Consider the following 20,163-nt stretch of genomic DNA (forward strand, 5'->3'; position numbering starts at 1 on the left):
TGCCACCCCCGCTCGATGTCCGACCGCCCGGGTGCCGTTGCCCGAATCCCTGTTCCTGCTTCCGGTCCGTCGTGCTCGTACGGGCAGCGACCGGGCCGGTCGACCGTTCGAGAGGAGATCGACGTGCAGCTGAATCGGGCGAACTCCGCGCCGCCCTACCCTGCCGGGCCCAGTGGGCCGACCTGGCTGGTGACTCCCGGTATCGCGCCCGCGCGTTTCGACACGGCGGTCGGCTCCGGCGCCGATGTGGTGCTGCTCGACCTGGAGGATTCGGTGCCGGCCGGGTCCAAGGCCGATGCCCGAGCGGCCGTCCTGGCGTTCGCCGGTGCCCGCACGCGGGGGGCCGGCGGGCCGCTGCTGGGCGTGCGGATCAACGCGGTGGACGGCGCCGAGGGCCTGCGGGACCTTGCCGCCATGGACGAAGGGAGGTTGCGGCCGGACCTCGTCGTAGTGCCCAAAGTTGAGTCGGGCCGCGAGATCGAGGCCGTCGTGCAGGCCGCGCGCGGGGCGCAGACAGCGCCGAAGGTCTGGGCGCTGATCGAGTCCCCGCGGGGAATCGTCGAACTGTCCTGCATCGTGCAGTCACCGGGTCTGGCGGGCGTGCTCTTCGGCGCCGCCGACTACGCGGCGGCGGCTGGGTGCCAGCTCACGTCCCGGGCGATGTGGTACCCGCGCGCTCAGCTCGTCACTGCGTCCGCCGCTGCCGGGATTCCGGCCGTGGACTCGCCCTTCTTCTCTCTCGATGACCAGGACGGGCTGCGCCGGGACGCCCTGGAGGCGGTCGAGCTGGGCTTCGCGGGCAAGGTCGCTGTCCACCCGCGCCAGCTGAGCGTCATCGCGCAGGCGTTCGCTCCGAGCCCGCGCGAGCTCGAGGCGGCTCGTGCGGTGCTCGACGCGGCCTCCGCGGTGGCCAAGGCGGGCGGCGCCATCACCACGGCGGACGGCGTGATGGTGGGGCCGCCGCTCGTCGAGGCCGCCCTCGCCGTCGTCCGCCGAGCCGGCCATCGCCCCGCCGTCACCACCACCTCTGTCACGAAAGCGAGCTGATGATGCAGAAGCAGCAGCCCCCGTCATCCGTCCCGGCTGGGTTCCGCCAGGTGGAGGACGGCCGCCTCCGGGAGGTCGTCGGCCTGGGCCTGGACGACCTCGTGCCCGGCCTGGTCATCGAGCACCGGCCGGCCCGGACGGTGACCGAGGCCGAGCACGTGCAGGTCCTCGCGCTGATGGGCAATGAGGCGCCGGTCCACTCCGACACCGAGTACTGCCGCCGTACCGGCCACCCGCGGGTTCTGGTGTGCGGGATGCTCACCCTCAACATCGTGCTCGGGATGACGGTCCGCACCACCAGCGGCATGACCACCGGCAACCTCGCCCTGGACGAGGTCAGCTGGAAGAAGCCCGTCCACGTCGGCGACACCCTGTCCGCGCGCAGCACCGTCCTGTCCGCCCGCCGCTCGAACAGCCGCCCCGACCAGGGCATCGTCACCTGCCGGGTCGACGGGTTCAACCAGCGTGGCGAGCTGGTCGTCACCGGCACCCGCACCTTCTTCGTCCCCGCCGACCCGGACGTCGTCCGCGACGCCACCGGCTACTAGAAGAAGGGGAGCCACCATGGACGTGGAGTTCACCGAGGCCGACGACGCCCAGTGGGAGGAGTACGACGCTCTGGCCCGCCGCGCCTACGGCCAGCCGGTGCCCGACATCACGCGCCTGGGACCGTACGCGGACCGGCGGGTGGCGCTGCGCGGCGGCCGGGTCGTCGCCGGGGGCATGGGCATGCTCGTGCCGCAGTGGTTCGGCGGCCGGCCGGTGCCCGCCGCGAGCATGGGCTGCGGCTGCGTCGCCCCGGAGGAGCGCGGCGGCCGACTCGCCGCCCACCTCGTGCAGGAGAGGGTGCGCGCCCTGCAGGACCAGGGCGCGGTCCTTGCCACGCTGTGGACGGCCTCCAACGGCTACGTGCGGCGGCTGGGCTGGGAGGCCCCGGCACAGGTGTTCTCCTGGACGGTGCCCACCGCCGCCCTCAAGCAGGCCGCCGCCGACACGATGGAGATCACCCACGGCGACACCGCGCAGCTCGCGGACCTGCGGGACCGGCTGGCCGGGCGGTGGAACGGGCCGTGGCAGCGGCCCGCCTGGTGGGGCACCTGGCAGCAGGAACGGCATCCGGACCTGGAGACGTACGCGTTCGCCGCGCACGGGCGGGAGACGAGGGGTGTCCTGACGACGGCGACGCAGCGCACCCCGGGCGGCCGACAGCTGGTCGTCCACGACTTCTGGGCCGCCGACGCGCCGGCCACGGACGCGATGCTCGCCTTCCTCGGACGGCACCACGGCCGCATCCCCACGGTGATGTTCGAGCGCACCGGGCTGCCGCCCGGCCCGCTGCTGCAGCAGCGCCTCGCGAGCGTCGGCACGGCGACGGCCAGAGCCTGGCATCCGTGGATGCTGCGCGTCCTCGAACCCGCCCGTGCCGTCGAACTGCGCGGCTGGCCCGAGCACGTGGACGACGAGTTCGTGCTCGACCTCGCCGACCTGAACGGCGCCGGTTTCAGCCGCCAGACCCTGAGTATCAGTGCTGGCAGCGCCCGCCTCCTCCCCGGCGGCGCGCAGCGCGGCCGTACCGCCGACGTCACGCTGACCATGGGGCAGTTCTCGCTCTGGTACGCCGGCGGCTACCGCAGTCCGGCCACCGCCGCACTGGCGGGCCTGCGCGGGGAGGACTCCGTCCTCGCCCGCCTGCTCGCCGCCACCGCCGACCGGGAGCCGTGGCTCGCCGACTACTTCTGACCCTCGCACCCCGCCCGTTATCCGGCCGTTGAACCGGCGGGAACCGCAGCGCGCCCCTCGCACCCGCGTGCACGGCCCCACCTAATCCACCCGCTACACCCCCGTTCGGAGACCGATCTTCATGACGACCGCCAAGCCCACCAAGCCCTTCCCGCCCGAGCTGCGCGACTGGGTCGTCGGCCACCTCTCTGGCCTGGACGCGAACGAAGACCGTTCCTGGCCTCGCAGCACCTCCCTCGTGTGGTGCGTGAGCGCGGCCAGCCGGGATGCCTACGTGAAGATCAGTCCCAGTGACCTCGACTTCGAGCGCGAAGTCGCCGGATACGCCTTCACCGCGGCGCACCTGAGCGAGACGGAGGCGCCGCGGCTGCTGGCCTGCGACCCGGGCCTGCGCGCGATCCTCAGCACGCCGCTGCCCGGCCGCGTCGTACGGGACCTGCCCCTGGAAACCAACACCGAGCTGCGCCTGTACGAGGACGCCGGGCGGCTGCTGCGCCGCTGGCACGACGCGTCCGAGCCCGGCACGGACGCGGACCGCGCCGCGGTTCGTTCCGACATGGAGGCCAAAGCCCACGAAGCCGCCGACTGCCTGGAGGATGTCGCGCCGCACCTGGCCGCCGACCGGCTCGCCCTGGTCGAGGCCGCGTCGAAGGAGCTCCCCGGCCTCGCCGAGCAGTTGCCGCTGGTCTACCGACACGGCGACTACGAGACCCGGAACTGGATGTACGACGAGGCCACCGGTCGTCACGGTCTGATCGACTTCGCGATGGCCGCGCACGGCGTCGCCGCATCCGAGTTCGCCTGGTTGTGCGGTGCGGTCTGGTCCGTCCGCCCGGAGCTGCGCGAGGCGTACTTCACGGGCTACGGCCGGCCGCTGACGGCCGAGGAGGACCGCCTGCTGCATCTGCTGACCGTCCGCCTCGGCGTGTCCTACCTGCGCAACGGCCTGGCCAAGGACCGCGACGAGCTCGTGACGCGCGGCCACCTCGTCCTGGACCGGATGGCCGCCCGCCAGCCCTAGCACAAACCCCGCGCGGATCCGGCACGGCCCTGGGGCCGGGTCCGCGTCCTCCCCTGCCGCAGCGATCCGGATCAGGAGTTGCCCGATGACTCTCACCCCCGACCTGCCCGCCCTCGCCGCGACCACCGTGTGGAGCGGCGTCCCGCAGCCGCTGCGCGCCGCCGTCGAAGCCGCCGCCGGCCCCGTCCTCGACGCCGTCGAGGCCGCGGAGGGCAGGACCGCCCGGCTGCGCCTGTCCCTGGACGTCCCCGGGCGCCGGTTGTTCCTCAAGGCCACTCCGCTGTCCCACCGCCAGGCGCTCACCCTGGACACCGAGGCACGCCTCGCACCCGCTGTCCGATCGCTCGCGCCCAGGCTGCTGCACCACGGCACCGCCGGCGCCTGGCGGTGGCTGCTGTTCAAGCACGTCCCCGGCCGGGCCGCCGACCTGTCCCCGGGCTCGGCGGACCGTGACGCCGCCGCCCACGCGCTGCGACGCCTCGCGACCCTGTCGGCCCCCGCCGCCGCAGTGCGGGTCGAGGACCGCTGGGCGCACCTCGGCGCCGACCTGGACCTCGGCCTGCTGGCCGGCGACCGGCTCGTGCACACCGACCTGAACGAGGGGAACATCCTCGTCCGAGGCGACGGCAGTGCCGTCCTGCTGGACTGGGCCTGGCCCGGGCGCGGCGCCGGGTGGCTCAGCGCCGGTTTTCTGCTCGCGCAGCTGATCGACGCCGGCACCCCTGCGGCCGACGCCGAGGCGTGGGCCCGCCGGGCGCTGCCCAGCTGGGCCTCCGCCCCTACCGAGGCAGCCGACACCTTTGTCACCGCGCTCACCCGGCGACGCGCCGAGCAGGCCGCCACCTGCCCTCCCGCACGCCGCGCCGAGCGGGAGGGGCAGATGCGCTCCGTCATGACCTGGCGCCGCTTCCGCACCCGTACCTGAACCACCCCCCTCCTTCCCCACCTTCTCCCGCCACCGTCGAACGGAGAACCATGTCCAACACCGCCATCTCCACCCGCGGTCCCGCGCCGGCCGAACCGGCACGCGTGCCGGTGCCGATCGCCGAACTCGGGGACCTGATGGCCCGGACCTGCCAGGCCGTGGGCGTCCCCGACAGCGCGGCCCGCCGGGTGGCCGAGCACTTCCTGACCGGAGAACTGCGCGGCAAGCCCTCCCACGGGCTGGCGAAGTTCGCCTTCGAATCCCGGTTCTTCCCCGAACGGCAGGCCGCGCCCGAGATCGTCCGCGAGCGCGGGGCGTTCGCCGTCGTCGACGCGCACCGCGAGATCGGACCGCTCAGCGCCGACTTCGCGACCGCCGCCGCCATCGAGCGGGCCCGCCGTCTCGGCGTCGGTCTGGTCGGGATCATCAACACCCAGCGCTACGGCGTCCTGTCCACCTTCACCGAGGCCATCGCCGCACACGGCCTGGTCGGCATCGCCGCCAACACCTCCCGGGCCGAAGCCGTCCCAGCCGGCGGCTCCACCCCCGTACTCGGCGTCAACCCCCTCTCCTTCGCCCTGCCCACGCTCGGCGAGCCCCTGAGCGCGGACATGGGCACCACCCTCGCGCCGATGGGCGTGCTGTGGGAGCACCGCCGCTCGGGCCGGCCTCTGCCCGAGGAGTGCTTCGTCGACGCCGACGGCCGCACCACCCGCGACCCCCACGCCGCCTCCTCCGCGATCGTCTTCGGCGAGCACCGCGGCCTCGCGCTCTCCCTGCTCGTCCAGTCCCTGACCGGCTCCCTGTTCGGCTTCCCCATGGGCAGCGACGTCGACTCCACCTGGACCACCGGCTACGCCTTCATCGCCCTCGACCCCACCTTCGCCGCACCCGACAAGGACCCGGCCGCCGCGAACACACGCCTCGCGGACCAGCTGCGGGCCGCAGCGGCGGCCGACGGCACCTGGCGCGTCCCCGGCGACCAGGGCCGCGCCCGCGAAGCCGCCGCCCGCCGAGTCGGCACCGTCCCCGTCCCCGGCCCGCTCCTCGCCCGCCTGTCCGCCCGCGCGGCCGGCGACTTCACCTCCGACTGACCACCAGGAGACCCCCTTGAACCGCTTGCAGTTCCACTGGTTCCTGCCGACCGGCAGCGACGGCCGCACCCTGACCACCGGAATGCGCGGGGTCCACGGGCCCGGCCACGACACAACCACGGCAGCCGGCCCCGGCGCCGACCGGCACCGCGCCCCCGACCTGCCCTACCTGACCCAGATCGCACAGGCCGCCGAGCACATGGGCTTCGACGCGATACTCACCCCCGCCGGCACCTTCAACGAAGACCCGTGGATGACCTGCGCCGCCCTCGCCCAGGCCACCGAGCGCCTGAAGTTCCTGGTCGCACAGCGCCCGGACTCGATATCCCCGACCCTCGCCGCGCAGATGGCCGCGACGTTCCAGCGACAGACCCGGGGCCGGCTGCTGCTGAACATCGTCACCGGCGGCGATAAGGCCGAGCAGGCCCGCTTCGGCGACCACCTCGACAAGGCCGCCCGCTACACCCGCACCGACGAGTGGCTGACCGTCCTGCGTGGCGCCTGGGCCCCCGAGCCGTTCGACTTCACCGGTGCGCACTACGACGTACGGGGCGCAGCAGTGTTCTCGCCTCCCGACCCGCTGCCCGGCGTGTACTTCGGCGGCTCCTCCGCCGAGGCCGCCCCGGTCGCCGCCCGGCACGCGGACGTCTACCTCACCTGGGGCGAACCGCCGGCCAATGTCGCGGCCAAGCTGGACCGCATCCGCGCCCTGGCCGCCGACGCCGGGCGCAGCGCACCGCGGTTCGGGATCCGGTTCCACGTCGTCGCCCGTGACACGAGCGAGCAGGCGTGGGCCGCCGCCGAGCGCCTGCTGACAGGGATCGACCCGGAGCACGTCGCGCGGGTGCAGACCATTCTGGCCGACAGTCAGTCCACCGGGCAGGCCCGGCAGAGCAGCCTGCACGCGGCCTTCCGGGACAGCGGCCGGACTTCCGACCTGGAGGTGTGGCCGAACGTGTGGGCGGGGGTGGGGCTGCTGCGCGGCGGCGCGGGCACCGCGCTGGTCGGCTCGCACCGCGAGGTCGCCGACCGGATCGCCGAGTACGCGGATCTCGGCATCACGGAGTTCATCCTGTCCGGGTTCCCCCACCTGGAAGAGGCGTACGAGGTCGGCGAGGGCGTCTTGCCGCTGCTCGGCGCCGGCATCGGCCGCGCGGTGGTGGGCAGGTGAGCGGTGCCGTGAACGTGCTGGTCGTCGGGGTCGGCCCGCACACCCGTCTCAACCACCTGCCCGCGCTGGCCGTCGCGCAGAACGCGGGCCTCGCCGGCACCGTCACCGGTGCCGACCTGCCCGACGTGGCTGCCACCGCAGTCGAGTACGGCACGCCCGGCCGGCCACGGCGGATGCCCGTCGTTCCCGTCCAGCCGTTCCCCGTCTCCCGGCGGTCCCTGCCCGACGGGGTGCGGCGCGTGTTGGAGGACGTGGTGGAGCGGGAGCGGATCGGCGCGGTCGTTGTGGCGACCGCACCGTCCGTGCACCTGCCCTACGCCCTGTGGGCGATGGAGCGGGGCCTGCCAGTGCTGCTGGACAAGCCGCTGACCGTGCATCCGGGCGCGTCCACCGACCCGGAGGCCGCGCAGGCGGTCGCCGACGACTTCGACGCCCTGCTGAACGCCTACAGGGCGGCACGACGGCGCGATCCGCAGATGGTGGTCAGCGTTCTGAGCCAGCGACGCTGGCACCCCGCCTTCCGCCGGGTGCGGGAGCTGATCGCCGAGGTCGCCGACGCCACGAACTGCGCCGTCACCTCCGTCCAGTCCAGCCACGGCGACGGCCAGTGGCGGCTGCCGGACGAACTCGTCGACCTGGGTTACCACGGCTTCGACCGCGGCTACGGCAAGGCCGCGCACTCCGGGTACCACCACTTCGACATCGTGCCGTGGTGGCTGGCCGCGGGCGAGCGTCCGGGCAAGGAGATCGACGAGATCGAGGTCCACGCCGCGTGCACCAGGCCCTCAGACTTCCTCGCCCAGCTCACCGTCGCCGACCACGCCCGGCTGCTGCCCGGCTTCGCCGACCGCAACCCGTACACCGGGCAGGACCTGGACCGGCTCACCGCCGGGTTCGGCGAGGTCGACGTGTTCCTCAACGTCGCCTACCGCAGCCGCGGGCGGGTGCTGACGCTCGGCAGCCACAACCTCGCCCACACCACCTTCTCCCAGCGCAGCGCCCTTCACCCCGTACCCGGCGGCCTCTACAAGGGCAACGGCCGGATCGGACAGGAAACCCACATCATCCAGCAAGGGCCCTTCCAAGCCCTGCACCTGCACGTCCTGCAGACCCTCCACGGCAACGAGGACGGGATCGACAGGCAGGCGGCCGGCGGCGCCGACCACATCGAACTCCACGTCTTCCGCAACAACCGGCTGCGACCCGACTGGCAGCGGCACCGCGCGCTCGGCTTCGCCGACCTCGTCCACGGCAGCGGCGAGACCGCGGTGCTCCCGACCCAGCGCTCGGCACGCACCTGCGCCATCACCGAGTTCCTCTCCTACCTCGCCGGACACATACCCCGCACGGAGATGGCCTCCGACCTGGACGACCACCGGCGCCCGGCGCGCCTGATGGCCGGCGCCTACCTGTCGATGTCCCGGCGATGGTCCGCTGCCGACCGGCCCGCCGCCCCCGCCGTGCTCGACTTCCACCCGGCCGTAGCCCCGGCCCCGACCCCGCGCACCCTCGCCGCCCTGGGAGCCACGCGATGACCGGCCTTCTCGCCACCGACCACGCCGAGCCCGACCTGCGAACGGTCCTCGGCACGCACCTGCCCCAGGTCCTCGCCGCCTGCCGGCCGCACACCGGACGCCCCGCCCGCATCGAGGCGTGCACCGGCGGAAGCGTCAGCCACGTGTTCCGCCTCCATGGCGAGGCGGGCACCGTCATCGTCAAGATCCGCGGTCGCCGCTTCGCACGCATCGCGCACATCGCCACCGACCCGGCACTGATCTCGGTCGAACACCGTGCCCTGGCGATCCACCACAGCCTGTTGCCGGACCTCTTCCCGAAGGTCCTGGCGTTCCTGCCCGAGGCGCACGCCATGGTGATGACCGACGTCTTCCCCGACGGCCGAACCTGGCGCGAGCACCTCGACCAGCGCGCCGCCACCGTCGAGGAGTGCACGCGCCTGGGCACCGCCCTGACCCGCATCCACCACGCCACGGCCGGCCTGCCGCCGCTTCGCGACGGCGACGGCGACGGCGACGACCTCTTCCGTGCCGAACACGCCTACGGCTACTGCCTGCGCGCCTGCGGCCACCGCGCCCTCGACGAGGCGTGCCACCGCCTGGACACCCTGCCCGGCCGGCAACTGGTCCTCGGCGATGTCTGCCCGAAGAACCTCAGCCTCGCGGCGGGCCGCACCGCGTTCGTCGACCTCGACAACGTGCACACGGGCGCGCCGCTGTTCGATCTCGCCTACCTCCTCGCGCACGTGGTCCTGCACCACGCGGCCCGGCCCGAACTCCTGCACCCGCTCGCCTCCGCGTTCCTCGACGCCTACACCCCTCCCGGCCCCGCCCGGCCCTGGCGCGGCGACGACCTCCTCGCGACGGTGACCGCCGGAGTGCTGCTGTACCGGCTGGAGGCCCGCACCGTCCCCTACCCGGCGACCGCCCCGCCCGCCACCTGCGACCGGCTGCGCCACACCCTGCGCCAACTGCTGGACACCGGACCGTTCACCGTCCCCGACCTGCTGGACGCCGCCGCCGGACCGGTGACGGCATGAACGTCCCCTTCACCCCTCCCGGTGAGCATCCGGACCTGGTCCCGCTCGCCGAACTGAGCGCCCGCGGCATCCACGCACCCAGCATCCAGTCGCTGGCCTGTGACCAGAGCCCGTTCGCCCGCCCCACATCGACCTGGACCTGCCACCTCGCACCGGGCGTCGTCCTCACCGCCCGTCCGATCGACCTCAGCTATGGCTGCCTCACCAACGCCTACACCCTCACCGTCGACCTGGACCGCGCCCTGTGCCAGCCGGTGTCCTCTCCATGTGGATTCCACCTGCGCCAGCTCGTCGCCGACCCCGTCGTCGCCGCAGTCTCCGGGGCCTTCGCCTACATCTCCGACGACCCCGACTACCAGCCCGCCGAGCCCTGCCTCGACCTCGCTGTCCGAGACCACCACGCCGCCAGCCTGCCCACCGTCACCAAGCCCGCCCTCCTCATGCACCAGGGCCGCCTGGTCGTACGCACCCTGCCCGCCACCGGCACCCTCACCGTCGCCGGCCACCCGCACACCTGGACCGGCTCCAAGCAACCTCCTCCGCACCCGGCCCCGCCCGGCCACCTCACCGTGTACGGCGCGGCGAACTGTCGCATCCGCTACCACAACGACCCCCGCACGGGCTTTCGCCGTGACGTCAACCCGGCCGCCAACACCACACCGCGCGATCCGGCTGCCCTCGACTGCACCGTCGCTCCCACCCCTGCCGGGGCGCGGATCACCGCCGTGCACCCCGGCGGCGGCGCCGACCTGTTTGCCGGCGCCTACGTCCTGCGCAGCCACCGGCCCTGGCCCGACCACCTCGTCCCCGGCGCGCCCGTCAACGTCACGGCCATCGACGCCTTCGCCACCGCCGACGTCGGCAGCGCCCTCTCCCTGGGGCCGTCCGCCGCCGACGCCGCCACCGGCCTGACCACCGCCTGGGACCAGAGTCTGGGCACAAGCCCCTTCCGCCCCGACGCCCGCTACGCCCGCACCCTGCTCGCCCTCGACGGCCGGCATCTGACCCTGACCGTCCTGGACGGCGCACCGCTCGCCCCCACGTTCCAGGGCGTCACCGTCCAGGAGACCGCCGAACTGTGCGAGCGGGCCGGCCACGACCCGACGGCAGTGTTCCACCTCGACGGCGGCCAGACCTCCAAGATCGCCTACCGGCACGGCCGCGGACCAGTGGATGCCATCGGCAGCCTCCACTACCTGCGCTGGCCCCGCCACGAGCACGAGCCCTTCCGCTGGCAGGGCCTCGACGGCCGCCGTCTGCACAGCGCTCTGCAGATCAGCCCCAACGAGGAGTCCCGTTGACCACTCCCCGGTCCGTCCTGGTCGTCGTCGCGCATCCCGACGACGCTGAGCTCGCCATGGGCATGCGCATACGCGACCACGTCCTCGCCGGCGACCGCGTCCGTGTTCACTGCCTGAGCGCTGGGCGCGTCGGCATGGACGACGGCGCTGCGCGCCGCGACGAGTGTCGAGCCGCCGCGAAGATCCTCGGCATCGGCGGCTACACCTTCTCTCGGATCCCCGACACCCGGTTCACCGACCACCGCGGCGCGATCAACACGGCCCTGTTCGACGCCTTCGCGGCCGAGCGGCCCGATGTCGTCTACACCCACTACCCCGACGACCAGCACCTAGACCACGCCGTCACCGGCGAGGAGGCCACCACCGTCGCGATGCGCGAGGCCGCCGACCTAATCCACTTCCGCTCCCCCTACAGCCGCAACTTCGAGCCGAACCTCTACTTCGTCGGCACCCCTGGCCTCTTGGCCGCCAAGCGGGCGGCACTGGCCTGCTTCGCCTCCCAGCAGCAGCTCGACATGAGGGTCTTCAGCGGCCTGACCGAACTGGCCTACCGACAGCACGTGCATCACCGCGTCGTCGAACGCTTCCCCGTCCAGGCCCACGGCGCCGAGATGTTCCGCACCGCCCGTCAGATCGTCCACGCCTGTAGACGCGAGACAGAGGATGCGCCCGCCCTCCAGCGCCCCAGCTACCACTCGACCAAGAAGAGGCACGCCCGATGAGCGGCAACTCTCAGGCACAACGGCAAGGAGCCCCTCTCGGCCAAGGACGTCGACCGCCTGGCCCCGGGCGTCGCCGTCTGGCTCGAACGGGGCGTCCCTGCCGAAGCCGTCCATCGCGTCCTGACCGACGCCCCCAAGCCTCTCCAGCGCCCCGTTGCCCTCCTGGCCCACCACTTCACGTCCTGGCTCCCGCCTCTACTGCCCTTCCGCCCCCGCAAGGAGCTGTCCGTCCGACACTCGCTCCAGACCTGCGACGTCTGCGACCTTGCCTTTCGCGCACCGGGACCCGGCACCTGCGGCGGACGCACATCAGTGGGGTAATCGGCGAAAGCCTCGACGCCCCGGAACCTTTCCCGGCAAGATGATGCGGATCGCCTCAGCCCGCCCGACCAGAAGACGCTCTGCCTACAGACGAGAGGACCTCACGTGGTGCCCACCTTCGCCACCGACGGATTCCTCCCCCTGGGTCGGCACTCCGTCTCCTTCAGCGAGGCCGAGTCCATGCTGGTCAGCGCGGCGGAATTCGAGGACTCCACGTCCCGCAGGGCTCTGTGGGACGGGCTGCTCGACTACCTCGACCCGTTCCTCGAGCTGGAGGAGCAGTACGCGGACGCCCTCGCTGGCATGTCGCTCATCCATAGGCTGTGGCTCGGCGGCAGCTTCGTCAGCGCGAAGCGCGACCCCGGCAACATCGATGCGACGCTCTTGATCGACACGGACGCCGAGCGTGCGGTGCGTGGCCGGCCAGGCTCCAAATGGCTGACCACCGCTTTCAAGAGTCGGCAGAGCATGCGGGAGAAGTTCGGTGTCTCGCCGGTCCGTATCGGGTATCGCCGTGTTGCCCATGTATTCGAGCCGGAGCGCTTCACCCCGGAAGAGCGGACATACTTCACAGAAAGAGGTGTTTGGGACGACTGGTGGCAGCGTTGTCGGCTGGCCGACCAGACGGACCGCTCACCGTCCGAACAGAGTGCCGTCCCGGCACGCGGCTATCTGGAGGTGCGACTGTGACCGGCGACAGCTGGCGCGTGCGCAGGCGCGCGCTCCTCAGCGGCGACCCGGTGGCGAAGGCGAGGGCGTCTCGGCTTCTCGACGAACTGGGGACCGAGGACCGGGACGACGAAGAGATCGAGGCCGATCATCGGGCCGGTCGCCTCGCGGCGGCTCGCGAGTACAGCCCGCACGCCCGCCTCGACGAGGAGCTCCGGCTCCGTCTGACCGGCCCGGACACTGCGGGCGGCGCGCTCCGGTTCCAGTGGGGCGACGCGCTCCTGCAACCAATGGAGGCCGCCGTATCGGCCGCCGCCGGCACCCCGGTCCAGCTGGAGGTCACGGGCATCTCGGCGGGCAGCACCGTCGTACATGCCCGACCGGTCGTCCCTGTGCTTTCCGCGGAAGCGGACGTCCTCGACGTACCAGCCACGTCAGCGGCTAGCACAGGACTGAGCGCGCTCACCGAACTACTGAGGGCGCTGGAGGCCGAAGGCGACGTCCGTGAGTGGGCATCGCTCTTCGATGCCGTGGACTCGCTCTCCCGAGCCCTCGGCAAGTTCCGGCTGGACCTTGGTCTGACCTGGTACGACGCCAATGGCGGCACGCGCCGCGCCCAGCTGACCGAACGTGGTCGATGCCATGTGGAACGGCTCAGGCGGACACAGGACAGGGACCAGGAGATCACGATCTCCGGTCGCATCACGGAACTCCGCGAAAGCGGCTGGGTGAAGGTCAAGACCGCCCCCGCCAAGAACGCCCCCGCGTACAACGTCCGTTTCGAGGACGCCGAGGAGCTGCTACGTATGCATCCCGGACTCGGGGACAACGTCCATTTCCGGGTCCGCTTCCGGCAACGGCTCGACTCGGTGGGCATCGCACGGTCGACCGAGTTCACTTACCTGGGGCCGGCGGCGGAACAGACCTCGCTGCCTATCGGGTGATGACGACCCCAGGCTGCTCTGACCCGATCACGAACGCCCGCACTCCATGCATCCGCACCCCTGTCCCGTACGGCTCCAGACCGCCCTGGACGGCCACCTCGTAGCTCATCCGCCAAGCCTCAGTGGCCCTGCCCAGCCCGCCCTCCAGGAGGCATGCCTCCGCGCCGGCTTCGACGCCGCGCAGATCGCGATCGGCCGGGCCACTACTGCAGTCCAGCCCCCGCCCCCCGGGGCCTGGCGATCGTGCTGCGCTCTCTGGAAGACGTGCGGCACGAGCGAGTGCAACCCTCCCCGTGCAGCGAAATTCAGAGTTCAATTACCGAATTTCGATCTTGAAATCGAGGCCGTAGGCGCCGTGACCTTCACGACACCCTATTCCGCAAAGATCACGTTTTTTGCCTTGTACGATCAATGGGCACGGCTTGTCGGCTGACCACCGCACGCCTCGGGCGCATGCTCCGGATCACCGGCATCTGATGCACGAGCAGCGGGACTGGGGCTGGCTGTAAACATCTCAGCGGAACCTCACTGGAGCGACCATGCGTTGGCGCAGGGACTCTTCACGACGCGCCCTCGTGAAGGAATGCGAGAGACTACTCGCCGACTTGCCCATACCTGCCCCTTTCAGCGTTGAGGCGCTGGTGCAGAACATGGAGAACGCACTGGGCCGCGAGATCCGGCTAGTTCCCCTGGATGATCCCGACAGGGGCCTGGGTGCGGCATGCGGCCTGCGAGTAAAGGCGCCCGAGTTCACGGTAATCCTCTATCGCCGCCGCTCGAGTCGAAATCAGACCGAGCACATCATCCTCCATGAACTCGTGCACGAATGGCTGAATCACGGAACCTCTTTGACGGCCGCCGAGATAGAGCGGTACGTCCCCGAACGCATTCGGGAGGAGATACTCCGGAGGTTCCCTTCGCCCCTGGTTCAGGGACGTGTCGACTTTCACAGTCCCGAGGAACGACAGGCCGAGCTTTCAGCGTCTTTGATAAAGCGATTGGCGCGGCGCCAGTCCGTTGCAGGGGACGACATGATCAGCCTCCTGGAGGTATCACTTTCCCACCCAGTCGCTCCTCCGCGGCGTCAACGTTAGCCGCGATCAAGCGTCCGGCGCACAGAAGCAGCCCGTTAGGGGGCGGATTCCGCATCGTCGCACATTCCACCCACCGATTCCAGGACTGCCATAAACCCGCCGACCGGCACGTCATAACGCGCAGCCGATACAGAAACCCACTAATCACGTGTTCGACTATCTCAAATACCTAACCGCGGCGGTAATGACCGTCATCGTCATATGGCGATTCCCCGCGGTCCGGTACGCCGACGCCCACCGCCGGGCGCTCTGGGGCGGCTACGCGGGGTTCGCCGTAGCACTGTGGCTCTACACGCCAGCAGCAATGCATGCGGCCAATCGCATTCCAGTGGTAGATCTGAGTGCCCTCCTGAGGCACTTCGCCAGCACTGCGGCGATCATGGCTGCCTTGACCTACGTCGCCATCAGTTACGGGAGGAGCTCGGAAGCAGCTGTGCCCCGACACGTAGCAGTGTCTCGCTGGATCGCCCGCGCCTCCTATGCAGCGGGTGCGGCCGGCGTCGCTCTCCTCACGGTCCTATTCTTCACCGTGGTGGACCGCAGCACACCGAGTCAGAACTTCCTGATCGACCACGCTGGACAATGGGGAGTCGCGGTCTACATGACCGTCTTCTACTTCTTCCCGCTTGTCACCACCGCAGTCTGCGGGTACCAGTGGACGAGGGCTGCACGACAGGCCGAGAGCACAAGTATGCGCATTGGGCTGCGCTTGATGGGGATTTCGATGTGGATGGGGCTTACCCACACGTTGGCGCGCATCACCATCCTTTGGGTTGCAGTTGCTTTTCCACTGAGCCGTTCCACGGTGCAGCTCCTCATAGATGCCACGGTGATCTGGATGAACTTGCTCTTCCTGATCGTGGCCGTAGGAGCGAGCATCCCCACCACTCGCGCTGCGATGGCCCGCTGGAAAACCTGGCGCACCCTGTACACAATGCATCCGCTCTGGTTCGATCTAGTGAAAGCCTTTCCTGGGACGAGCCTGTATCCACCAGGCCGGCGCCTAGCGGAGCTCAGGCACATACGAGTCCCCATCGACGTCCGACTGGACCGCTGGACTCAGGATATTGCTGATGCCTGCGAGAAGCTGCGCTACTACGCTCCACAAGACTTGATGTTCGCCGCGGAGGACACTACCGCCTCGCACTCCGACCCTGAGCCGGCCGCCGAAGCCTATTGGATTAGAGCCGCGCTCCTATCTGCTGAAAGCACGCCCGCTAGCGCCTGCGCCACCACACCACTGAGAGACAAGCCGTTCGTTGACTCTTATAGCGAAGCCCTCTGGCTTGCAAGAGTCAGCACGGCTTACTCGTGCGGCACCCGGGATCAGGCTCGGGAGCTTCTCCTGAACGTCGGCCGATTGGAATCAGAGCCGCATCGGTAGGCAGCAATGTGTTACGCCATCTCACCCTTGGCCTGCTCTCCCCTCGGTCGGGAAGATAGGCGACACATCGATCCTGGAGCGGGTCAGCGGGTGAGATTTGGCACCGTCCACCGAATGGGCTGGGCTGGTACCGTGGGTCATGCGGACTGATCGGTCTTGCTCCGCCTTGTAAGTGCATCCCGGCCCGCGACGCACAGCTATCTGCGTCGCGCCATGTAGCCGGGCCGTGACGCTATCCGGTCTGGATAGGCGTTCGAAGTCTCAGCAATCTGGAGTTCACGCATGTCCAACCGCCGCACGGGCCTCGTTCTCGACTTCGGAGGCGTTCTCACCACTCCGCTGCTGCCGGCAGTGCTCGCGTTCGAGCAGCGTGAGGGCCTCCCGCAAGGTGCCTGCCTCGCTGCCCTGTACAAGGACGAGGAGGGCGTCCGGATCACCAGTGACCTGGAGCGCGGAGCGGTCTCCCAGACCGAGTGGAACGAATTCGCGGGCAAGATGCTGGGAGTGCCTGCCGACAACCTGATGGGCCGCATCTTCGGCGGCCTTCGCCCCGAGCCGGTGATCATCAATGCGGCTGCTGCAGCGCGGCGGGCCGGGATCAAGGTGGGCATCCTGTCGAACAGCGTAGGGCTTGCCCCGTGGGACCTGTACGACGGCTACGACCTTGAGCGACTGTACGACGTCGTCGTGATCTCCGAGCAGCACCTGCTGCGCAAGCCCGACCCCGAGCTCTTCGAGATCACGCTCAAGCTGATGGATCTGCCGGCCGAGGAGTGCATCTTCGTCGACGACACCGAAGCGTATGTCCAGGCAGCACAGCAGCTCGGTCTCGCCGGCGTTCACAACCAGGACCCCCGGCAGACGGTGGCTGCTGTCTCCGAGCTGCTCGGCGTGGACCTCGCCGCGTCTTAGTCCGGCAGCCGTACACGCTTGCGGGAAGAGGGCGACCACACGGCATTCGTGTGTATGAAGCCCTCCAGCCGTTCGACGAACCCTGGTTCCCGGCAACGAAGTGCCCAGCGCTGGGGGCACGCCGCGTAGCGCAGCCGCAAGCGCATCGCAGGTCCACTTAAGCACGGCCGCATGGTCTCCGGACGCGACGAGCACGGGGACCTCCGCGTCGTGGATCATGTCCAGGCGCGGGCGAGCATCGCCGGGCAGCTGGCCGCCCTAAGATCGCCGGATGCCGGCCACGACGCCTTCGGGGAGCGGCTGTCGCGGACCGGCGCACCCCTGACGTTGCGCACAGGCGCCGCCGGTCACGGTGCCGGCGATCGTTGAGAGAGCAGCCTCCGCCCTTGACCTGGGAGCGCCGTGGCGGGGACCAAGGAAGGGATACGTCGACGGCTCGGCAGGAGGCGTCGAGGTATCCCTTCGCTGTCGTTGCCACCGCCGCCGCTGCGCAGCAGCCCGCTCCGGTCTGGCCCCACACATGGTCGCCGAGTCGGCGGAGCGGAAACGTCGTGGCCGTCCCGACCCCGAGCGTTGAGCGGTGTTACTCCCCGCCGTGCGCCTCGGGCAGTTTGTGCTTGAGCTCGCCGACGAGCTGGTTGATGTGGGCCATCATCTCGGCTGACAGGCCCTGGCTGTTACCGCGGGCCGCCAGGCCAAGGATCTGCCCTCGGTGAATCGAGGAGAGGAAGCGGAGCGCCTCCATGAACTCGCGGACCTTGGGGTCGACCTGGGCGTCGTCCTGGAAGAGCGGCATGTCGACCTGGAAAGCATGGGCAAGGCCGGCGCGCACCACATCGGAAGCCTCCGTCGTGTCACCCGCGCGAAGAGCAGCAATGCCGTCGGCGGTGACGGCCGTCACGCCCGCATGCTCATTGACGAGGCGGGCGATTTCCTCCTCAGAGGGCGCTTCCTGACCGACGTACCCGTACTCCAAGAGATAGTTGATCTTTTCTCCGACCGTGCGGGGCGCTGACGACTGCCTGTCGCGCGAGGCACTGGAGCGAAGCCCAAACGAGCAGTTCTGGGCGTCCAGCAGCTCCTGCTCGGTCACCCCGTATGCCTGTGCAAGCGGCTGCACGTAAGCATCGCTGAGGCGGCGTCGGCCGGATTCGGCGTTACTCACTGGCGCGCGGCTCGCACCAATGATGGCAGCGGCCTCTGCCACGCTAAGGCCGGCATCGCAGCGCAGGAGCTGCAGGTCCACCGGGCCGTCGTGGGGGAAAAGGACGTCGAGCGACTGGTCAAGTGCAGCCGCGATGGCCGGGAGCTTCTCGCCCTTGGGGAAGTCCTGGCCGCTCTCCCATCGCGCGACCGAGGGGGCGCTGACGCCCACCATCTCGGCCAGCTCCTTCTGATGGAGGTCCTTGCCTCGCCGGACAGCGCGAACGCGTCTGCCGTCGAACTGACGTGGCACATGAACTCCTGCGGGGGCGGCGATGGGGCGGCGTCTACCGTAACTGTAGCCCAGGGTTGATACGGCTTCGCAATTGGCGTACGTTCTCGTATCGCACTAGCTGGCCGAGGTTCACCCCTCCACGGCATCAGCCTGGGGGCTCCTGTGTGCACAGCGCGTCGTCGACTGCGTAACGCACCACAGGAAACGGCCTGGCCAGCAGGAGTACCACCGATGACCAGCGGCCGTCACGTTCGGCGCCGAGCCAGCGGGGCGAACGCGAGACCTCAAAGCTACACCAAATGTCCAGTATGACGTCAAAGAGGGGGATGGGGGCGATGCGCGCACGCCAGCTGCACGCCACATGGTGTGCCGGCATGCCACCCAGCCGAGGGGCGCCACGCCCGGCGGGGCAAGAAGGGGCCGTCAGGCCGAGAGCGGCAACTCTCGGACGGACGCTGCATGAGCCCCCGCTCCCAAATAGGCACAGGAGCGCGCCATCCCGTGACTCTCTGCAACCAGTACAGAGTTTAAGAACCAAGTCTGGATCTTGACACGGGTCCGTGCGTATGTTCGTCGTCCCCCGGGCACCCTGCCCGGCACGTCGGACCTGAGGAGCACGGCAGATCGTGTAGGTCCGCATACAGCGACGGCGCCCGAGAGCGGGAACTCACGGACGCCGAACGCTAAGTGGCATGTCCGCCCCGGCAAGGGCGGAGGTTGCCCACCATCACCACGCTGAGTCCTTCCGAGGGGCGCTTCAGCGTGGCAACACTGCAACGAGGAGTATCGCATGTCTCCTGCCCTGCGCAAAAGGCCCTTTCGCCTGGCCTGCGCGGCAACCATCTCCGCCCCGGTGCCTCAGGGCCCCGGGCGGGAGCACCTCATGCCGGCCTCGGCGAGCCGACAGAGCCGCCCCGTGACCGGGAGCGGCCGATGAGCAGCGAAGCCCGCGAGTGGGTGTGGGAGCACAGCTCCAGCCGAGGGACCGCGCGCCTGGTCCTGCTGTCGATCGCCGACCGGGTGGCCGACGAGCAGTGCGTCTCCTGGGCCTCGCTGTCCAGCCTCGCCAAGCGCACCCGCGCTTCCGTCTCCACGGTGCGCGAGGCCATCGACCGCCTGGTCCATGCCGGCGAGCTGGAGCAGCTCGACGACCTCACCGGCCCGCAGCGCAGCACCGTCTACCGCCTGCCCCTCGCCGCCCAGGCCGTGGCAGAGACCGCGCGGGACGCGGATAGGGACGCCGACCGGGCGCCTGAGGGCGAGCCCGAAGCCGCCTCTGCCCTGCGGATCTCGGTCCTGCGGCGGTACGGAATCCGGCCTCGCGAGGTACCGGAATCCCCCGCGAGGGACCGGAAACCGGCAGTACCGGAATCCGGCAGGCCCCGGCGGAAACCGGCACCCCGCCGTACCGGAAACCGGCACAGCGATGTACCGGAAACCGGCACACAGAACCGTAGTGAACCGGTTTTGAACCGTAGGTACAGCAGTGGTGCTGCCGTCATCTCGGCTTGCGAGTGGCAGGTCGACCCCGCCACCCACACCTGGATCCGCCAGCAGGGGCACCTCGACCGCCTCGGCCAGGACGGTCTGCAGGCAGCCGACGCGAAGTGGCGCGCCCACCGGGCGGCGCTGAAGCCGAGGCCGGCGGATGCCTGGGCTGTCGACTGGCGCTCTTGGGTCGCCCGGGAGCACGCCCCCAGCCGTCCGAACCTCTACGCCGTGCCTGGCGGAGCCCCTGCCGCCCCGGGCGGCATGACGCGGGCCGAAGCCCACACCGCCGCCCTTCTCGCCGCCCTCGACGAGCCGACCGGAACGGAGGGCTGACC

General features: G+C 70.5%; 18 protein-coding genes. 17 read left to right on the plus strand and 1 reads right to left on the minus strand.

Annotated features, from left to right (window positions below):
• Nucleotides 1-123 precede the first annotated feature (123 nt).
• From ACFW2Y_RS11345 to ACFW2Y_RS11420, 16 genes are all read left to right on the plus strand, one after another.
• Complete coding sequence (locus ACFW2Y_RS11345; protein ID WP_384876578.1) at nucleotides 124-1,047, plus strand: HpcH/HpaI aldolase/citrate lyase family protein; 924 nt, start codon at nucleotides 124-126, stop codon at nucleotides 1,045-1,047.
• A complete protein-coding gene (locus tag ACFW2Y_RS11350) occupies nucleotides 1,047-1,595 on the plus strand; it encodes a MaoC family dehydratase (RefSeq protein WP_384876580.1) in 549 nt (182 codons plus the stop codon). The genes ACFW2Y_RS11345 and ACFW2Y_RS11350 overlap by 1 nt, the downstream gene beginning before the upstream one ends.
• Nucleotides 1,596-1,611: 16 nt before the next feature.
• Nucleotides 1,612-2,787 (plus strand): enhanced intracellular survival protein Eis, encoded by a 1,176-nt coding sequence (gene eis / locus ACFW2Y_RS11355; RefSeq protein ID WP_384876582.1) that lies wholly within the window; start codon nucleotides 1,612-1,614, stop codon nucleotides 2,785-2,787.
• 121 nt (nucleotides 2,788-2,908) lie between these two features.
• Entirely contained in the window at nucleotides 2,909-3,808 is a 900-nt protein-coding gene (locus tag ACFW2Y_RS11360) for an aminoglycoside phosphotransferase family protein (protein WP_384876584.1), read from the plus strand.
• Nucleotides 3,809-3,893: 85 nt separating this feature from the next.
• Complete coding sequence (locus tag ACFW2Y_RS11365) at nucleotides 3,894-4,733, plus strand: hypothetical protein (RefSeq protein ID WP_384876585.1); 840 nt, start codon at nucleotides 3,894-3,896, stop codon at nucleotides 4,731-4,733.
• A 50-nt stretch (nucleotides 4,734-4,783) separates the two neighbouring features.
• Nucleotides 4,784-5,827, plus strand: a complete 1,044-nt coding sequence (locus tag ACFW2Y_RS11370) for an Ldh family oxidoreductase (RefSeq protein WP_384876586.1) — start codon at nucleotides 4,784-4,786, stop codon at nucleotides 5,825-5,827.
• An 82-nt stretch (nucleotides 5,828-5,909) separates the two neighbouring features.
• A complete protein-coding gene (locus tag ACFW2Y_RS11375) occupies nucleotides 5,910-6,998 on the plus strand; it encodes an LLM class flavin-dependent oxidoreductase (RefSeq protein ID WP_384876628.1) in 1,089 nt (362 codons plus the stop codon).
• Complete coding sequence (locus tag ACFW2Y_RS11380; protein WP_384876588.1) at nucleotides 6,995-8,533, plus strand: Gfo/Idh/MocA family protein; 1,539 nt, start codon at nucleotides 6,995-6,997, stop codon at nucleotides 8,531-8,533. Before ACFW2Y_RS11375 ends, ACFW2Y_RS11380 begins: the two co-directional genes overlap by 4 nt.
• The gene (locus ACFW2Y_RS11385; protein WP_384876590.1) at nucleotides 8,530-9,552 is read left to right on the plus strand and encodes an aminoglycoside phosphotransferase family protein; all 1,023 of its coding nucleotides are present in this window, start codon (nucleotides 8,530-8,532) and stop codon (nucleotides 9,550-9,552) included. The genes ACFW2Y_RS11380 and ACFW2Y_RS11385 overlap by 4 nt, the downstream gene beginning before the upstream one ends.
• Nucleotides 9,549-10,853, plus strand: coding sequence for a hypothetical protein (locus ACFW2Y_RS11390; protein ID WP_384876592.1), 1,305 nt, complete (start codon nucleotides 9,549-9,551; stop codon nucleotides 10,851-10,853). The genes ACFW2Y_RS11385 and ACFW2Y_RS11390 overlap by 4 nt, the downstream gene beginning before the upstream one ends.
• Nucleotides 10,850-11,575, plus strand: coding sequence for a PIG-L deacetylase family protein (locus ACFW2Y_RS11395; protein ID WP_384876594.1), 726 nt, complete (start codon nucleotides 10,850-10,852; stop codon nucleotides 11,573-11,575). The genes ACFW2Y_RS11390 and ACFW2Y_RS11395 overlap by 4 nt, the downstream gene beginning before the upstream one ends.
• A gap of 426 nt (nucleotides 11,576-12,001) precedes the next feature.
• Nucleotides 12,002-12,586 carry a DUF6932 family protein gene (locus ACFW2Y_RS11400; RefSeq protein ID WP_384876596.1) on the plus strand — a complete coding sequence of 195 codons (585 nt, stop codon included), beginning with the start codon at nucleotides 12,002-12,004 and terminating at the stop codon, nucleotides 12,584-12,586.
• Complete coding sequence (locus ACFW2Y_RS11405) at nucleotides 12,583-13,509, plus strand: hypothetical protein (protein WP_384876598.1); 927 nt, start codon at nucleotides 12,583-12,585, stop codon at nucleotides 13,507-13,509. The genes ACFW2Y_RS11400 and ACFW2Y_RS11405 overlap by 4 nt, the downstream gene beginning before the upstream one ends.
• A gap of 575 nt (nucleotides 13,510-14,084) precedes the next feature.
• Nucleotides 14,085-14,603 (plus strand): hypothetical protein, encoded by a 519-nt coding sequence (locus ACFW2Y_RS11410; protein ID WP_384876600.1) that lies wholly within the window; start codon nucleotides 14,085-14,087, stop codon nucleotides 14,601-14,603.
• 148 nt (nucleotides 14,604-14,751) lie between these two features.
• Nucleotides 14,752-15,987 (plus strand): MAB_1171c family putative transporter, encoded by a 1,236-nt coding sequence (locus ACFW2Y_RS11415; RefSeq protein WP_384876602.1) that lies wholly within the window; start codon nucleotides 14,752-14,754, stop codon nucleotides 15,985-15,987.
• Between the two features lie 282 nt (nucleotides 15,988-16,269).
• Nucleotides 16,270-16,899: an HAD-IA family hydrolase gene (locus ACFW2Y_RS11420; protein WP_384876604.1), complete on the plus strand. Its 630-nt coding sequence runs from the start codon at nucleotides 16,270-16,272 to the stop codon at nucleotides 16,897-16,899.
• 583 nt (nucleotides 16,900-17,482) lie between these two features.
• Here the strand turns inward: ACFW2Y_RS11420 and ACFW2Y_RS11425 are convergent.
• On the minus strand, nucleotides 17,483-18,355 hold the full coding sequence (locus ACFW2Y_RS11425) for a helix-turn-helix domain-containing protein (RefSeq protein WP_384876606.1): 873 nt from the start codon (nucleotides 18,353-18,355) through the stop codon (nucleotides 17,483-17,485).
• A 915-nt stretch (nucleotides 18,356-19,270) separates the two neighbouring features.
• On the opposite strand from ACFW2Y_RS11425, the gene ACFW2Y_RS11430 reads away from it, so the two are divergent.
• Nucleotides 19,271-20,161 carry a helix-turn-helix domain-containing protein gene (locus tag ACFW2Y_RS11430; RefSeq protein ID WP_384876607.1) on the plus strand — a complete coding sequence of 297 codons (891 nt, stop codon included), beginning with the start codon at nucleotides 19,271-19,273 and terminating at the stop codon, nucleotides 20,159-20,161.
• The last annotated feature ends 2 nt before the right edge of the window (nucleotides 20,162-20,163 follow it).

It is taken from the genome of Streptomyces sp. NPDC058877, assembly GCF_042742855.1.
GTDB lineage: Bacteria > Actinomycetota > Actinomycetes > Streptomycetales > Streptomycetaceae > Streptomyces.

What these genes read in the sequence shown, in the direction of transcription:
- ACFW2Y_RS11350 (WP_384876580.1), top strand. Translation starts at nt 1,047, where the DNA reads ATGATGCAGAAGCAGCAGCCCCCGTCATCCGTCCCGGCTGGGTTCCGC.
- eis (WP_384876582.1), top strand. Translation starts at nt 1,612, where the DNA reads ATGGACGTGGAGTTCACCGAGGCCGACGACGCCCAGTGGGAGGAGTAC.
- ACFW2Y_RS11360 (WP_384876584.1), top strand. Translation starts at nt 2,909, where the DNA reads ATGACGACCGCCAAGCCCACCAAGCCCTTCCCGCCCGAGCTGCGCGAC.
- ACFW2Y_RS11365 (WP_384876585.1), top strand. Translation starts at nt 3,894, where the DNA reads ATGACTCTCACCCCCGACCTGCCCGCCCTCGCCGCGACCACCGTGTGG.
- ACFW2Y_RS11370 (WP_384876586.1), top strand. Translation starts at nt 4,784, where the DNA reads ATGTCCAACACCGCCATCTCCACCCGCGGTCCCGCGCCGGCCGAACCG.
- ACFW2Y_RS11375 (WP_384876628.1), top strand. Translation starts at nt 5,910, where the DNA reads ATGCGCGGGGTCCACGGGCCCGGCCACGACACAACCACGGCAGCCGGC.
- ACFW2Y_RS11385 (WP_384876590.1), top strand. Translation starts at nt 8,530, where the DNA reads ATGACCGGCCTTCTCGCCACCGACCACGCCGAGCCCGACCTGCGAACG.
- ACFW2Y_RS11390 (WP_384876592.1), top strand. Translation starts at nt 9,549, where the DNA reads ATGAACGTCCCCTTCACCCCTCCCGGTGAGCATCCGGACCTGGTCCCG.
- ACFW2Y_RS11420 (WP_384876604.1), top strand. Translation starts at nt 16,270, where the DNA reads ATGTCCAACCGCCGCACGGGCCTCGTTCTCGACTTCGGAGGCGTTCTC.
- ACFW2Y_RS11430 (WP_384876607.1), top strand. Translation starts at nt 19,271, where the DNA reads ATGAGCAGCGAAGCCCGCGAGTGGGTGTGGGAGCACAGCTCCAGCCGA.